Below are 15,725 nucleotides of genomic sequence, written 5' to 3'. Positions count from 1 at the left end.
TCTCATTCGATTTCGAGGAGCTTGAACATGCTCTATGCAGTCCCACGCCGGAAGGACGCTGGCGGATCCGGCTCCAGCGAAGCATCGGTCGGCTCGCTCCGCGCCGCCGGTATCGACCGCATCGATGGCCATGCACCGGCCGCCCCGGTCCGGGCGCGTCCGGACAGTGCTTCCGGGCATGCCTCTGCCGCCCCAAGGTGCCCGCCGCAGCACGCATGGATCAAGTACGACCGCGACAGCTTCTGGTTCGACGTCGGCCCGGGCGAGCGCATGACATTGCGGGCGCCGGGCCAAGGCACGGGAACCGCCGTCACCTTGTGCGAATCGAGGATCTCGCCGGGCTCGTCCTGTCCGCCGCACGTGCACCACACCGCCGACGAAAAACTGCACGTCCTCGCGGGAACGCTCGTCGTCCAGTGCGGGAAGGAACGCTTCGAGGCTCCGGAAGGCACCACTGTCGTGATCCCCAGGGGCCTGCCGCACGCCTGGTCCAACACGTCCCCGCGGGAAGTCCGGGTTCTCGCCTACTTCACTCCCGGTGGAATCGAGGACTACTTCGTGAAGGTGGCCCGGATCAAACCTCAGGAACGCGAACTGGTGGCCAGGCAGCACGACAGCAGGCTCCTCCATCCCATCGATTGAGCATTGATCGTGCCATGCAGACGACGACCGAAACCAGCGCTTCCCCGGAAAGCAAGCCGGGCATGCAAAAGCCGCAGACCATGCAGTATCCGCAGGAACGCAGCTTCTACGACGGACTCCTGCGCGAGGGGCGCGACGCGCCTACCCGCGCCGAGATCGAAAGCGTCCTCGCCCATACCGGCCTCACGACGGACGACCCCCGGCTGGCGACACTGCGCGGAGTGCTCAAGCCCTACGCCATGTCCGACGCGGTGCCCTTCGACGCCCTGCTTCCCGCGCTGCGCGGGGACGGCGGCACCCTGCTCCGCCGCGCCCTGCGCGGGGACCTGACCATTCCCGATTTCGACCTCTTCACTTCGACGCTGAAGAAGATATTCGATGACGTCACGGGCATCCGGACGGGAGAGGTCGCCTCGTACATACCGCAACTGGCCCGCGTGGACGCCGATGCCTTCGCCATGGCCGTGTGCACGCTGGACGGACAACAGTTCTCGCTAGGCGACGATGCGACCCCGTACTGCGTGCAGTCCACCTGCAAGCCGATCAACTACGCCATCGCGCTGGACTTGCTCGATGCCGAAAAAGTGCACAGGCACGTCGGCCGGGAACCGTCGGGCCGCTCGTTCAACGAGATCACGCTGAACTCCGCCGGACTGCCGCACAACCCGATGATCAACGCGGGCGCCATCATGTGCGCCTCCCTCATCGAGCCCCAGAACTCCTCAGCGGATCGGTTCGACAGGATCATCAAGACCTGGCGCGCGATGGCCGGCGATCGCCCGGTGGGTTTCGACAACGCCGTGTTCCTGTCCGAGAGGGATACCGCCGACCGGAACTTCTCGCTGGCGTATTTCATGCGCGAGAACGGGGCGTTCCCTCCGGACACCAACCTGCAGAGCACCCTGGATCTGTACTTCCAGTGCTGCTCCATCACCGTCGATGTCCGGCAGATGGCGGTCATCGCCGCCAGCCTCGCCAACGGCGGCGTGTGCCCGCTGACGTCCGAACGCGTCTTCACCAGCGGCACCGTCAAGAACTGCCTGTCGCTGATGGCGTCCTGCGGGATGTACGACTTCTCCGGCGAGTACGCGTTCACCGTCGGGCTGCCGGCCAAATCCGGCGTCTCCGGCGCGCTCTTCATCACCATCCCCGGGGTGTGCGGGATCGCCTTGTGGAGCCCGCGACTCGACGCGCTCGGGAATTCCGTGCGAGGGGTCGAATTCTCGCGGCAGCTTACCCGGGCATTCAATTTCCACACGTTCTCCGACATGGTCTCGGATTCCGGGTTGTCCAATCCGCGACGTCCCCGCGCCGAGATTTCCGCGGACGAGGCCACGTATCTCTGCGCCGCCGCCGCCGCCGGCGACATCGACGAACTGCGGCGCCTGCTGGCGCGCGGCATCGACATCAACCGGGCCGACTACGACGGCCGCACCGCCCTGCACCTGGCCGCGAGCGAAGGACGCGCGGAGACCATCGCGTACCTGCTCGAACGCGGCGCCGACGCGGTGAAACTGGACAGGTGGGGCAATACGCCGCTGGACGACGCGGAACGCGGAATGCATCACGACATCGTCGCCCGGCTCAAGGCGGCGGCAGGCCGGCCATTCCGCGCGACCGCCACCGCCAGGTCCCTGAAGCCGGTGCTCGCCAAGGCCGGTCCGAAATGATCCTCCCCCGAAGCCGACGCACCCTCCCTGTATGGACATAAGACCGAGCGACCTCCCCCTGCTCGTTTCACTCGACGCCCTGCTCGAAGAAAAGAACGTCACCCGCGCCGCGGCCAAGCTGCACATGAGCCAACCCGCGCTGTCCGCACAGTTGGCTAGGCTGCGCCTGCTGTTCAAGGACCCGCTCCTGGTGCCGTCCGAAACGGGGCGCGGCATGGTGGCGACGAAGAAAGCGGTCGACCTGGCCGCGCCCCTGCGCGAAGCGCTGGCCAGGCTGGGAACCATCGGCGCGCGCACCCAGGCCTTCGATCCGCAACGTTCGGCGACGACATTCAGGATCGTGGGCAACAGCAACGCCATCGCGACGCTGGGCCAGCGCCTGGTGCATTCGATCCAGGAGCAGGGAAATCCCGCGCTCCGGATTTCGCTGGCCAGCGCGGATGCGGATCGGTCGCTCCAGCAATTCGAGAGCGGCGACGTGGACCTGCTGCTGGGACCGGCGATGGCCATTCCCGACGCGCTCAAGATGCGCCGCCTGACCACCGACCGCTATGTCATGGCGCAGCGCCGCCACCATCCGCGCGGAACCGGGCCGTTGACGCTGGAATCCTATTGCTCCCTCAACCATGTGCTGGTCTCCGGCTCCGGCCGGTTCAACGGCATGATGGACGAGCACCTGAAGAAGAGGGAACAGACGCGCCGGGTGTCCGTCGTCGTTCCCGGCTACGACATGGTGCCGGGCATACTCGATGGCACCGACCTGGTGGCCACGCTGCCCGTCGGCTTCCTGCAGGCCTTCGATGGCCGGTTCGACACCTTCGAACTCCCGCTGGACATCCCCGAATCGTCGCTGGCGATGGCCTGGCACAGCCGCAGCGACAAGGATCCCGCCCATCGCTGGCTGCGCGACACGCTGGTCCACGCATGCCAATGCGGCACCACGGGAAACTGCTGATTGACTCGCCTCCCACTCCCCGGACCCTTACCCATGACGATTCCCGGCATTGAGACACTGCTGCTGCCGATCGACGAACAGGCGCCGGCCGGCGCCAACCTGGAGTACCACCCTGATTTCCTGGCGTTGGAGCAGGCCGCGTCGCCGCTTCCGGAGCGCGGCATCGGCAACAGCGTCAGGCACGCCGAAGAGCCGGACTGGAACGACGTCGCCGCGAGGGGCGAGCGGCTGCTGGCCCAGACCAGGGATCTCAGGATAGCGGTCCACGTGGCGACAGCATGGTTGAACGTGCATGGCCTGCCTGGCTGGTCCGCCGGATTGGGCCTCGTCCGCGGATTCCTCGAATGCTTCTGGGAGGACGTTCATCCCGTCCTGGACAAGGACGAGGACGGCGACCCGACCGAACGGATCAACGCGATCGCGGCGATCGGCAGCGCAACCGGCATGCTGGCCTATTTCCGCAACACCAGGTTGTTCCGTGGCGCGCACCCGGCACACTTCTCCCTGCGCGACCTGCGCATCGCCACTGGTACGCTCAAGCCCGCCGCGGGAGAGGCCGGCGAGGAAGCGCGGCCCGGCATGCTCGACATGGACGCGTGCTGCCAGGAGTGTCCGCTCGAACATCTTCTCGAGGTAAAGGAGGCGCTCGACCATGCCCTCGACCACGCGCAGGCGATCAACCGCGTCTTCGAGATGCACACGCCTGGCGCGGGACCGGATCTGGAACCGCTTGTGCGCGACGTGCGCGAACTGCACAGGTTCATCGACCAGCACGCGGCGCAGAGGACTCCCCGGGCTTCTGTTGAGGAAGCCCTGCCAGGAAACGCTTCCGGTTCCGATCCATCGCCGGCGGAACGCCACGGTCACGCCATCGAGAATCCGCACGACGTCGTCCGTCGCCTCGACGAACTGTGCGACTACTACGCCAGGTCGGAGCCCTCCAGCCCGGTTCCGCTGCTGCTCCGGCGGGCCCAGCGGCTGGTCGGCATGAACTTCGTCGATCTGATGAAGGAACTGGCGCCAGGCGGGATATCGGAGTTGCAGGTCATCTCGGGCCGGACCGACGAGAACTGAGCATCGACCGGGCGCCTCCGGCCGGCGACGCCCGCGAGTCGCCATCGCCAACCGCCATCCCATGCATCGCATCCCGCTGGACGCGCGTGGCGTCCGCCGGATTCATTTCCAGACTTTCCAGCACAACCAGGTCGCGCACAGCAGGCCGCCGGCGAACAGCAGCAACGGCCCGGTCCACGCGCGCCTGCGGTACGCCAGCGTGGATTCGATCCGCCAGGGCACCGGTTGCGGCGCGGGTCCGGGCCGGTCCCGGATGGCACGCCTCACGGTATTGCTGGAATTCTGGAAGTGCAGCGCCGTCAGCAGCAGGCGGCGACGGCGGCGGCGATATTCCTGGCCGTCCACCCGGCCCTGGCGGTGGGCCTGGCCCAGATCGTCCAAAGCGACATTGATCCAGCGCTCCCATTCGATCATTTCAGTTCCCTCAGCAGCCTGAACCCGACATCGCGCTGGCCGGACCGCTTGCCGGCGCGCTGGCTTTCCACCGAGCATTCCGCGCCGCTGCTGCGGTAGCTTCCGCCGCGCATCTTCACCGCGCCGCCATCGGCCACCCACTCCCAGACGCTGCCGGCAAGATCGACCAGGCCCCAGGGATTGGAAACGCCCGGGCGGCCCAGGTCGGCCTGCTGCGTGTACCAGGGGCCCTTGGCGGGATCGGCGCATTTGCCCGCGGCCGCGCCATCCCAGCGCTGTCCCGCGCGGGCGCCGTGCAGCCACTCCTCGTCGGTGGGAAGCCGGTACACGTAGCCGCTGGTGTCGCTGAGCCACTGGGCGTACTTCTGGACCAGCGACAGCGACACATCCCGCGCCGGTCCGTTCGCCTGCGCCTTCTGCGACACCGGGCAGCTGCGCGTGTTCCTGCAGAACAGATCGAGATTGGCGACGGAGATTTCCGTGCGCGACAGCGCGTAGGGCCTGCCTCCGCCGCGGCCGGGCACGACGACCAGCGAAGGTCCGTAGGCACCGATGGCGAACGTGTCGAAGCATTCCCTGCCGCTGCCTATCAGCGCCCGGGCCGCGCAAGGATCGGGGCCTTGCCTGCGAGCGGCGCCGGCTGCCTCCACGGAATTCCCGGCGCGCGAAGCCGCGCCGTCGCCGGCGGCGACCGGCGGGTTCGCCTGTCCCTGGCGTTCCATGCTCGCCAGCAGCCCGTCCAGCGCCCCCTGGGGAAGCCCACCCTTGGCGGACATGTCGCTCTCGAGCTGCTTCATTCCGTCCGGATCGACATTGCGCAACCGTGCCAACCGCCTGCGCAGTTGCTCCACTTCGGGAGCCGCGAGCGGCGGCGATCGTCGGGCCTCCATCAAGGCCAGCGCGAATTCGTAGCGTTCCCTGGCCTTGGACATCTCCGCGTGCTCGCCCACCGTCGCCAGTCCCTGGGCGATCACCTGGATGGCATCGCGCCACCTGCCGTTGCGGCAGACGGCGCGCGCCCGGCCGAGATAGGCCTCGGCCAGCAGCTGCGCGCCTTCCCCGGCGATGAACGGATGCCCGGGCTGCAACTCGCCGATCCTGGCCAGGCTCTCCTTCGCCTTGACGATATCGTGGGCGGCGGTGGCGCGGCGCAGCGATTCGATCCGCGAGACGATTTCCGCCTTGACCAGTTCCTCGTCCGGCGCCAGGGCCGCCAGCGCCGGCGAATCCTGCGATCCGGCGTGCGCGGTCGTGAGCGTGGCCAACTGGATCCGGCGCTGCCGCAGGCGTTCGGAGGCCGGGAACAGGCGCCTGGCCAATGCGATCCGCCGCCCGGCCTGCTCGATGTCGCCGCCGTCCAGCGACTGGCCTATGGCGATGTCGTACTTCAGTTCGAGTTCGGGATTCTTCAGCAGCGCGCTGCCCGGCACGATCGCGCGGATCCGGTCGAGAATGGCGACGGCATTGCCTGGCTGGTCCTCGAAGATGGCGCCGGCGGCGATGGCCCGGTTGAGGCCGGTGTCCAGCGTGTTGAGCAGATCGTCGCGCTCGCGCTCGATGTCCCCGCTTCTGGCGTCCAGCCTGGGCGAGAACAGCTTGAGTTCATCGCGCAGGGCGAATATCCGCTGCGCGCCGGCGTAGTTCTCGCGCCCCTGTGCCGGATTCCAGTAGCGATCCAGCCGGCCCAGCAGGAAGGATTCGATGGTCTCGCCGCGATCGAGGATGAGTTTGCGCCGTTCGTCCTCGTCCAGATCGTTGAGCGCCTGCCTTGCCTGCTCCTCGCTCTGGAAACGATCGCTTGCCGCGTCGCCGAAACGCTCCAGCACCTGCGCGGTGCGCTGCTGGTGCAGATGGCCCGACAGCGCCCATGCACCGCCGCCGGCCACGGCGACGATCGCCGCCGCGCCCAGCGCATACGGTCCCAGCCGCTCGCGCAGGCTGCGCCGACGCAGGCCTTCGACCAGTTGCGCGACGCTTTGCAGGCGCTTGTCGCCATCGAAGGCGATGCTCTCGCACAAGGTCCGGTACTGGCGCTTGTCCAGTCCTGGCACCGGCGGCGGCCGGCGTCCCTCCTTCATCGCCGTTTCCGCGCTGGCCTTGTCGAACGGATGCCGGCCGGTCAGCAGTTCGAAGACCACGCAGCCCAGCGCGTAGACGTCGTCGGCGGGCGACGGCTCCCTGCCCTGCAGCATCTCCAGGCTGGCGTAGGCCGGGGTCATCGCGCCCAGCGTGCCGGCGTCGAACACGGTCTGTTCCCCGGCCGCATCGCCGACCAGTTTGCTGGCGCGGGCGATGCCGAAATCGAACACCTTGGGGACGCCGGCGCGGGTGACCATCACGTTGCCGGGCTTGAAATCCGAGTGCACGATGCCCACGGCATGCGCGCCCTGCAGCGCGCGCGCCATGCCTTCGATCAGCGGCCACGCCTGGGCGAACGTCAATCCATGTTGCGCGCGCTGGCGGATCAGCGCCCTGAGATCGGAGCCGTCGATGTACTCCATCGTCATGAACACGATGGTGCCGTCCTTGTCGAAGTCGTAGACGCGGACGATGTTGTCCTGCGCCAGCTGCTGCGCGCGGCGCGATTCGCGCTGCAGGGCGATCAGCGAATCCGGATGATGGCGGAACTCGTCGTTCAGTACCTTCACCGCCACGTACGGATCGCGATCGCGCGCCTCGACCTTGCGCTCGTCGCGGGCGAGGAACACCACGCCCATGCCGCCGCGGCCGATCTCCCGTTCCAGCAGAAAGCGTCCCTTCAGCAGCCTGCCGACGCCGGGGCGGTCGCCGCCTTCGGCCCGCGCGATCCGCCGCCAGCTGGACTGGTTCGAGCCGCTGGCGCTGGAACCGGTCCCGGTCCCCTCGTCGGCTCCGCGCACTTCCTCCGTGTTGGCCGGGCGCACCGGAAACGGTTTGACGATGGTCGCGTCGCCGCCGGATGGCGGTTCGCCAGGCACATGCGGCGCCACCGCATCGGCAACTGCCGAAGATTGCGTGGCGGGATCGCCGGCGGAGGCTCTGACGCGGGTGGCGTCGTCGCTGTCCTCGCGCGGCGGCCGCAGCGGCAGCGTGCGCAGGTGTTCGGTCAGCCGTCGCACGGTGTCGCGATCGATGCCGTCGCGCCCGGCCAGTTCCTGCAGCCAGGCCAGTTCGGCACGCTGCTCGGCCTCGGGGAGCGCGCCGCGCGCGGTCACCGCCTCCAGCAGGCCGGACAGTTCCAGTGTGTTGTCGCGGTAGCGGCCGATCAGTTCGGCAAGGCTAGTCATCGTTGTGATCCTTCGGGTTCCTGAATCCGCACCACCACCGCCGACACGTTGTCGCGTCCGGCCCGGGCCAGCGCCATCGCGAACAGGCGCTCCAGCAGCGCGGGCGGATCCGCGTGCGATCCGCATTGCTCGCCTATCTCCTGGTCGGACAATTCCTTGTTGATGCCGTCGGAGCAAATCAAAAAGCGCATGCCGGTCCGCCGGCCGGTCACCACCCAGTCGACGAACAGGCGTTCCTCCGCACCCACCGCGCGGGTCAGCGCGCCCGCGCCGGCCTGCGATCCGGCATGGTTCCCGTAACGGGTCAGGTCGTCCTTTTCGCCGTGCACGTGATCGCGGGTGAGCTGGCGCAGGCGGCCGTCCTCGAAGCAATAGGCGCGGCTGTCGCCGACCCAGCCGCACAGCATCAGGTCGTGGTCGTGCACCAGCACCACGACGGTGGACGCGATCACGTCGACCCGGCGCGCGGCGGCGGCGGCGCGCAGATCGGCGTTCACGCCGCGCAGCGCGTCCTCGATGGCATCGACGAAGTCCAGCACGCTGCCATTGCGCTCCAGCGCGCCCAGCCGTTCGACGATCAGGGCGCTGGCGTAGTCGCCGGCCGTGTGGCCGCCCAGGCCGTCGGCCACGGCCCACAGGCCGAGGTCGTCACGGACCAGCACCGCGTCTTCGTTGTGGCGACGGACATTGCCGGTCTCGGTCCGGCCGAAGGAAAGATAGTCCATGCGCATCAGGCCGGATCGGAAAGAACGAACGGCGCATCGTCGCCGGGGTCGGCCACCGGATCCCGCGCGGTGCCCAGCATCCGCAGATAGGTGTCCGGGTCCGGCAACCCGTGCGTCGCGAACCGGTCGGCGGGCCTGTCCGCGTTGCCCTGCGTCCACCACAGGCAGCGGCGTTCGGATACGTTCGCGGCCAGAGACGGCAACCCGTGCAGGCGATCGCCGTCGACACTGCCGGCACGATCGGATGCGGCGACCACCTCCGATGTCGGCAATCGCTCGGGAAACCGCGCAAGCGGTCCCGGCAGGCGGGCCAGCGCGGCATCGAACGCGCGCGCGTCGATCAACGGGGCGGCCTGCGCCTGGCGATGGATGACTTCCAGCGCCCCGAACCAGGCATCGTTCTCCAAGATCCGCGCAACCTCGGCGTCGCCGTCCGCGAACGGCGCGGCGATCACCATCGGGAAGCAGCGCCCGACCCGGTCCGTCGCCGCGCCGGTCACCCCGGCCCAGGCGCGATCGCCGCAGACCTGCGCGGGCAGCACGAAACGCCATGCCGCGCTGCCGTGGTACGCGGCCGGCCAGCGTTCTCCCAGCCATCGGCGGCTGGCGGCCAGCGCCTGCTGGAAGCCGGGATCCCATGCGTCCAGGAACGCGGCCGGCAACCTGCGCTGCACGAAATCGCCGACGCCGGGCAGCTTGCCGAAGCAACCCACTTGCGGAAGAAACCGCACGTTCACGACGGGCACCGGAAACGCCGCACCTGCGTGTCCATGAACGGATGCTTGAGGCTGGCGGCCTGCACGACCACCGTCGCGGCCGACGGACCGAAATCGAAACCGGCCGCGTAGCGCAGATCGGTCTGCCGTTTCAGGCCGGCCGCGCGCAGGGCGCGGAAGAAGCCCCATTCGCCCGGATACTCGCGGATCGGCAACGCGCTTCCGCCCGCGTCCCAGGCGCTGATCCGGGTCAGCCCCGGTTGCGGCCCCGGCCACGTCATCGCCATGCTCGGCGCGCCGCCGGGCCGATAGTCGTACTGCTGTCCATCGACCTCGATCAGCAGCCGGCCGATACCCGCGCCGAGCTGCGGCGCGAGCAGGGTGAAGGCGACCTCCGGCTGGTTTCCGCCGCGGAAATAGGCCTGGCGGATGCCGTCGGCGATCTGCGCCTGCGCCAGCAACGCGGCCGGTCCCTGTGCGCTTCCACTGTCGGCTTTCCACTGCCACTGCGCGCGTCCGGTATCCACCCGGCCGCTCAGGGCCTGCTTGAAGAAGGCGTCGAAACGGCCGCCGTTGCCGAACAGCTCGGCGAAATTCTGCAACGGTATCTCGGCCGGACTGTCCGGCGAGAACGGGTAGCGCCCCTGCACGAACAACGCGCAATCGCCGCCGGCGATTTGCCTGAAACCGTCCTCCAGAGCGTTGCTGGCGCTGCGGGCCGCCAGCGCCTGGCTCTTGCCGGTCAACGCGGCGATCCAGTCCGACACCGGCGGCGGCAACTGTTCGGCCTGCTGGCGCGCGATCAGCAGCGCCGGATCGGGCCGGCCCGACGCGTCGCCGAAGTCGCCCACCGTCAGCAGCGTCCGGCTCAACTGGTCGAGCGTGGCCAGGGTCCGGTCCAGCGGCGTCGCGCCGGGCGCGCCTTCGGTCAGCCGGTTGAGTTCGGCGAAGTGATCGCCGATGGGCGCGTCCGGTGCCCGCCTTGCCTGGTTGAGCGTGCCCTCGCTAGGCATGTCCTCGCCGGCCGTGCCGTCCGCCGAAGCCTGCAGCAGCCGGGCCAGGGCGCTGCTGCGCCGGGTGGCTTCCTGCCGTACTTTCGCCTCGACGGCGGCCGCCACGCCGTCCCCGGCTCCCGCGGCTTCCGCGGGCGGCTCGCGCAGCAGATCGCGGGTGTTCTCGCGCAGCAGATCCAGCAGCGCCTTCAGCGGCGAGCTGGGCCCTGCCAGCTTCGCCGCCACGGTGCTGGCTTCCTGCAGGTTGCCGACGGGCCGCAACTGCAAGTCGTTCATCAGCCCATCCCAGGCCTGGATGTAGTCGCGCTGGTACAGCGCCAGCACCTGTTGCGACAGGCGCGATCGCTCCAGCACATCGACATGGCCGGCGCCGAACACCCAGTCGTCGCGCAGGAAGCGCTGCACCGCCTGTTCGATGCCCTGGTCGATCTGCGCCGCGAACGCCGGCCGGGTGAACAGCGCCGGCAACGGCTGCGACAGCGGCGTTCCGCTCTTGCGGTGGAAGACGTCGCCCAGCAGGCCCAGGGTCCTGTCCAGCCGCACCGGTGCGGCGCCGGCATCGGGCCCGGCGAGCTTCAGTCCGCCGTACACCAGCGTCGACAGATCCGCCGTGCGCAGCGTGGCGCGCGCCTGCTCCACCCGCCCGGTGTCCAGCGGCAGCGCGCGCGGCGCCTGGCGGCCGGCCAACAGCGCCTGGAAATGCGTGTCCAGCGCGTCCTGCAACGATGGATCGTCGGGAAAGATGCGCTGCCATTGCGTCCGCGCCAGGATCGCCAGTTCCTCAGCGTCCCGATGCGCCGGTTCGCCGAGCATCAGATAGCCTTTCAGGAAGTAGTACAGCATCTGCGGATCGTTGGCGGCTTCGTTCAAGCCCTCGCGGAAGCCGGCGGCCACGCCCGGCAGCAGGATGCCGTTGAGCTCCCGCTGGTAGGCATCCTCGACCTCGCGGCCCAGCGCGCCTCCCTGGTAGAGGCCGAAGCGCATCGACAGCGGAACGCCGTCCCTGCGGTGCGCCTGCGCCGCGCCGCGCACCTGCGCAAGCGCGTCGAGCCGCCGCAGCACCTCGGCGAAATGCGCCTGGATCGTGCGCGCGCCGGCCTGGGGGGCCGGGTCCGGATAGGCGCGCAGGGCTTCGCGCACCTGCAGCGTGTAGTCGCGGTTGCGCGCATGGCTGGACGCCAGCCCGAACATCAGCAGCACGGTCAATGCCGCGATGCCCGCATGGGAAGCGGTCTGCAGCGCGAGCTTGCGCCGCTCCAGCGCCGGGCTGGTGCCGACGAAGCCGGATTCGGGAAACAGCACGTCCTTCAACAGACGCTCGACGAAATACGTGCGCCGCTGCGTGCGGCGCACGTGCGCGCGCGAAGCGTCGATGCCGAAGATCCGCGCCACCGCCGTCAACAGCCGGTCTATCGGCGTGCCCTCCTGGGTGCCGGAAGTGAAGTAGGCGCCGCGCAGCAGCACGGGCTTGGCGTAGGCGTCCCTGGCGAACGCGCCTTCCACGAACTGCGCCGCCGCCTCGCGCAACATGCGCAGTTGCATCGGGAAGGACAGCACGGCGGCGCGCCGCGCCGGATCGCGCTCGGCGTGCAGGCGATCGATCACGCGCGCATCCAGCCGCTCCAGCAACAGGTCGAACTCCGCGCCGAACAGGTCGGCGGCGCCGCCGTCGATGGTCCGTTCCGCGGGAAACGACATGCCCCAGACCTGGCCGCGCTGCCGCGCGTCCAGATCGTCGAAGAACTCGCCGAAGCCGGCGACGAGGTCGCACTTGGTGAACACCAGGTAGACCGGAATGCCGATGCGCAGGCGAAGCTCCAGTTCCTCCAGGCGCTGGCGCACCGTGCGCGCGTGCTGGCGCCGCCCGTCATGGTCCAGCGTCAGCAAGTCCGTGATGCTGACGGTGACGATCACGCCGTTCAACGGCCTGCGCCGCCGGTACTTGCGCAGCAGTCCGAGGAACGCCTCCCACGCCGAGGCGTCGGCCATGGCATCCGAATCCTGGGTGGTGTAGCGTCCGGCGGTGTCCAGGAACACCGCTTCGTCGGTGAACCACCAGTCGCAGTTGCGGGTGCCGCCGACGCCGCCGAGCGAGCGCTTGCCGAAACGGTCGAGAAGCGAGAACTCGAGTCCCGAGTGCTGCAGCAGCGTGCTCTTCCCCGAGCCGGGCGAACCGATCACCGCGTACCACGGCAGGGCGTACAGATCGCGTCCGCCGCGGCGGGTCTTGCGCAGCACGTCCATCGCTTCCTGGAAACGCTGCTGCAATTGCCTGCGTTCGGCGGCGGTGCGGGCGTCGGTGTCGCTTTCGGCCAGCCGCGCGTCCTGCCCGCCCAGTTCGCCGGCCATGCGCCGGGCCTTGGCTGAAGCCCGCCACTGCCGGACCTGCCGGCAGGCCAGCCACAGCGTCACCGCCAGCAGGATCAACGCCAGCCGCGGCGCCGGACTCGCCAGCGGTTGCGCATCGCCGATGCCCAGGTACGGCCCGCCCAGCCAGATCAGCGCCGCCAGCAACAGCAGGCCGGCCAGCGCGAGGAACTCCCTGGATTTGAACAACGCGAACAGCTTGTCCATGCGCTTCATGCCTCCGGAATCAACATGATCTCGACCCGGCGGTTGCGCGCCCGGTTGGCGGGAAGTGCCGGCGGGGTCGCCACCGGCTGCGAATCGCCGGCGCCGCTCGCTTCCAGCCGGCGCGGATCGGCCAGGCCGCGGCCGAGCAGTTGCGCGACGTTGCGCGCGCGCTCGGAAGACAACGCGTAGTTGTCCTTGAACTTCAGCGAACGCACCGGCTGATCGTCGGTATGGCCGACCACGACGACCCGTCCCTGCACCCGGTCCAGCGCCAGCGCGATCCGTTGCAGCAACAGCGCCTGCGCGGGTGCGACTTCAACGCCGCCGGACGGGAACATTTCCGCCGCGGCGATGCGCACCGTCGCCTGGCCGTCGGCGGTTTCGTCGACGCTGAGCAGGCCGGCCTGCTCTTCCTGCCGCAGCAGTTGCTTCAGCCGCAGCTTCGCCGGCGCCGGCGCGATGTTCATCCGTGGCGGCGCCAGGTTTTCCAGCCCGATCCGCGCCAGCCGCGCGCTGACCGGCGACGACAGCGCGTTGAGCCTGGCGCTGAAGTACAGGAACGCCACCAGCAGCGCGCAGGCTGCCGCCAGCGCGACCATCCACAGCGGGACGTGCCGGGCCAGCCGGTTGCGCCGGTCCTCGATGCCGCGCCAGTGCGGCGCTAGCGCCTGCGCGTCCGCTCCGCGCTGCGCCTTGATGCGCCGGTACAGATCCTCCTGCCGGTCGGCCAGCCGCGCCGTGCCGCCCGGCTCGACCAGGTAGCGGCCGCCGAAACCCAGCGCCAGGCACAGGTACATCATCTCGATCAGGTCGACATGGCGCGGGAAATCCGCGCACAGCCGGTCCAGGATGTCGAAGAACTTCTCGCCGCCGTAGGCTTCGCCGTGGAAGGCCACCAGCAGCGTCTTCTGCGCCCAGCCGGTCCTTTCTCCCCACGGCGCGTTCAGCACCGCCTCGTCGACCAGCGTGCACAGCACGTAGCGCGCGGCCATGATCGTTTGCGCATCCAGGCGCGCGGCGCGCGCCTGGCCTTCGAAACTGCGCAGATGGGCCACCGCCTGTTCGCGCAGCTGCTGCGGATCGCGCGGGGCCGCCGCGCTCTGGCGCAACTGCGTCGCCAGCAACAGCAGCGGGCTGGCCGCGCGCACCAGCGGATTGGTCCCGCCTTCGGGCAGTGCGCCGAAGTCTTCGCCGGCCGTCGCATGCGGCGGCGGGCGCGTTTCCGCGGCGACGCTGGGTGGCACTTCACCGGATCGCGGGCGCACGACGGTGGCGTCGTCCGGCGCCGCGCCGGACGCATCGATTCCGTTCATGGTCACTTCCTGATCGCCCAGAGCTGCAGGTCCAGCCCGGCGAAGCCGCTGCCGAAATGCAGCGCGACGCCGCCCGAGGTCTTCAGCGTCTTCCACAGCGAGGCGTGCCTGTCGAGTTCGAAATACAGGTAGCCGGCGTGGTAGGGAATCTGCCGCGGCGCGACCGCCATCGGCGAAACGCCGATGCCCGGCAACTGCAGGTTGACCAAGTCGCGGATCTTCTCCACCGGCCCGATCTTCGACTGCGCGGGCAGCTGCCGGCGGACGTCCTCGGACTTCATGTCCGCCTTCGCCGCCAGCACGAACATCGCGTCGTCCAGCAGCGCGGCGTCGGCGACCACGCCCACCCACACGCCGTACTTGCGCTGCTGCAGCGCGATGGCGACGGCCGTCTGCTCCATCACCGCGCTGAGGCTGGCGCGCAGCGACGCGACCACCGGCTCGAAGCTCTCCCGCAGCCGCTCGTGCCGGTACGGCGGGAACGCCTGCGCGCGCTTGCCGGGCGCGGCGAAGGTGGCCAGTTCGCCGGCCATCGCCAGCAGCAGGCGGTAGAAATCCTCCGGATGCAGCAGCGCCGATTCGGCCAGGTGGGCGACCACCGGCTGGTAGCGGTTGATCGCCTGCAGCATCAGGAAATCGGCGATCTCCGCGGCGCCGCCACGGTCGGTGGCGGTCACCCGGCCGGCCAGGGCCTCGCCGCGCTGGTGCAGCAGGCCCAGCAGTTCCGACAGCAGGTTCGCCAGCCACGGCGCGGCCTGGCTGCGCAGCACGCTGGGAATGAAGGCGTCGTCCAGCACCACCCGCCGATCGGCGCGGCATTCGACGATGCGCGCCAGCGGGATCTGCACCAGGCCCTCGCGCGGCTGCGATTCGGTGGACAGCCGGCTGTCCATGCCGCCGACTTCCAGCGGCACCGACCCTTCCATGCTGCCCGAGGCGTCGCGCGCTTCGGTTTCGCGCACGCGGAAGCGGAACAGCCGTTCGGCCTGCGCGTCCGGCCAGGCGCTGTCGGGCTGGCTGGAAGAACGCAGCGGCAGGGTCAGGTAGACGATCTGGTCGCGGCAATCGGCGTCCACGTCCAGCGGCGGCGGCGGCGGGTCGTCGTCGGGAATGCAGAACGGCGTGCCGTCGGGGAAGACGCCGCGCGCGCGCTTGATGCCCAGCTTGCCGATGGCCAGCAGGTCCCGTTCCAGTTCCAGCTGCTCGAACCCCCACGCGTGCGCACGCAGGCCGCCGGCGCGCAGTTCGACGAACCGCTCCAGATAGCGTTCCTGCTGCTGCATATGCTGCGGGCGCAGGAACAGGCCTTCGCTCCATACCACTTTGTTGTGCTGCGTCATCTCTTCTTACCTGTGGGGGTTTC

11 protein-coding genes are annotated in these 15,725 nt (G+C 69.4%); 4 read left to right on the top strand and 7 right to left on the bottom strand.

Going from position 1 to position 15,725, the window contains the following annotated elements:
• The first annotated feature begins 27 nt into the window (after positions 1 to 27).
• From AAD027_RS15285 to tssA, 4 genes are read left to right on the top strand one after another with little or no spacing between them, the layout of a single operon-like run.
• Positions 28 to 642 (top strand): cupin domain-containing protein, encoded by a 615-nt coding sequence (locus AAD027_RS15285; RefSeq protein ID WP_341726889.1) that lies wholly within the window; start codon positions 28 to 30, stop codon positions 640 to 642.
• A gap of 14 nt (positions 643 to 656) precedes the next feature.
• A complete protein-coding gene (gene glsA / locus AAD027_RS15280) occupies positions 657 to 2,312 on the top strand; it encodes a glutaminase A (RefSeq protein WP_341726888.1) in 1,656 nt (551 codons plus the stop codon).
• Positions 2,313 to 2,343: 31 nt separating this feature from the next.
• Positions 2,344 to 3,267: a LysR family transcriptional regulator gene (locus AAD027_RS15275; protein WP_341726887.1), complete on the top strand. Its 924-nt coding sequence runs from the start codon at positions 2,344 to 2,346 to the stop codon at positions 3,265 to 3,267.
• 33 nt (positions 3,268 to 3,300) lie between these two features.
• On the top strand, positions 3,301 to 4,341 hold the full coding sequence (gene tssA, locus AAD027_RS15270; protein WP_341726886.1) for a type VI secretion system protein TssA: 1,041 nt from the start codon (positions 3,301 to 3,303) through the stop codon (positions 4,339 to 4,341).
• 102 nt (positions 4,342 to 4,443) lie between these two features.
• Here tssA and AAD027_RS15265 read toward each other — a convergent pair whose 3' ends face one another.
• Genes AAD027_RS15265 through tssK form a run of 7 tightly spaced genes read right to left on the bottom strand, consistent with a single transcriptional unit; the run spans position 4,444 to position 15,702 of the window.
• A complete protein-coding gene (locus AAD027_RS15265) occupies positions 4,444 to 4,755 on the bottom strand; it encodes a hypothetical protein (protein ID WP_341726885.1) in 312 nt (103 codons plus the stop codon).
• Complete coding sequence (locus tag AAD027_RS15260; RefSeq protein ID WP_341726884.1) at positions 4,752 to 8,021, bottom strand: bifunctional serine/threonine-protein kinase/formylglycine-generating enzyme family protein; 3,270 nt, start codon at positions 8,019 to 8,021, stop codon at positions 4,752 to 4,754. Before AAD027_RS15260 ends, AAD027_RS15265 begins: the two co-directional genes overlap by 4 nt.
• The gene (locus AAD027_RS15255) at positions 8,018 to 8,752 is read right to left on the bottom strand and encodes a PP2C family protein-serine/threonine phosphatase (protein ID WP_341726883.1); all 735 of its coding nucleotides are present in this window, start codon (positions 8,750 to 8,752) and stop codon (positions 8,018 to 8,020) included. The genes AAD027_RS15260 and AAD027_RS15255 overlap by 4 nt, the downstream gene beginning before the upstream one ends.
• The gene (tagF, locus tag AAD027_RS15250; protein ID WP_341726882.1) at positions 8,752 to 9,483 is read right to left on the bottom strand and encodes a type VI secretion system-associated protein TagF; all 732 of its coding nucleotides are present in this window, start codon (positions 9,481 to 9,483) and stop codon (positions 8,752 to 8,754) included. The genes AAD027_RS15255 and tagF overlap by 1 nt, the downstream gene beginning before the upstream one ends.
• Positions 9,480 to 13,049: a type VI secretion system membrane subunit TssM gene (gene tssM / locus AAD027_RS15245; protein ID WP_341726881.1), complete on the bottom strand. Its 3,570-nt coding sequence runs from the start codon at positions 13,047 to 13,049 to the stop codon at positions 9,480 to 9,482. The genes tagF and tssM overlap by 4 nt, the downstream gene beginning before the upstream one ends.
• Positions 13,050 to 13,054: 5 nt before the next feature.
• Positions 13,055 to 14,362: a type IVB secretion system protein IcmH/DotU gene (icmH, locus tag AAD027_RS15240; protein WP_341726880.1), complete on the bottom strand. Its 1,308-nt coding sequence runs from the start codon at positions 14,360 to 14,362 to the stop codon at positions 13,055 to 13,057.
• A gap of 2 nt (positions 14,363 to 14,364) precedes the next feature.
• Positions 14,365 to 15,702, bottom strand: coding sequence for a type VI secretion system baseplate subunit TssK (gene tssK / locus AAD027_RS15235; protein ID WP_341726879.1), 1,338 nt, complete (start codon positions 15,700 to 15,702; stop codon positions 14,365 to 14,367).
• Positions 15,703 to 15,725: the final 23 nt, after the last annotated feature.

The sequence above is a fragment of the Pseudoxanthomonas putridarboris genome (genome assembly GCF_038321125.1).
Taxonomy (GTDB): domain Bacteria; phylum Pseudomonadota; class Gammaproteobacteria; order Xanthomonadales; family Xanthomonadaceae; genus Pseudoxanthomonas_A; species Pseudoxanthomonas_A putridarboris.
This window is presented reverse-complemented; position numbering and strand designations above follow the sequence as displayed.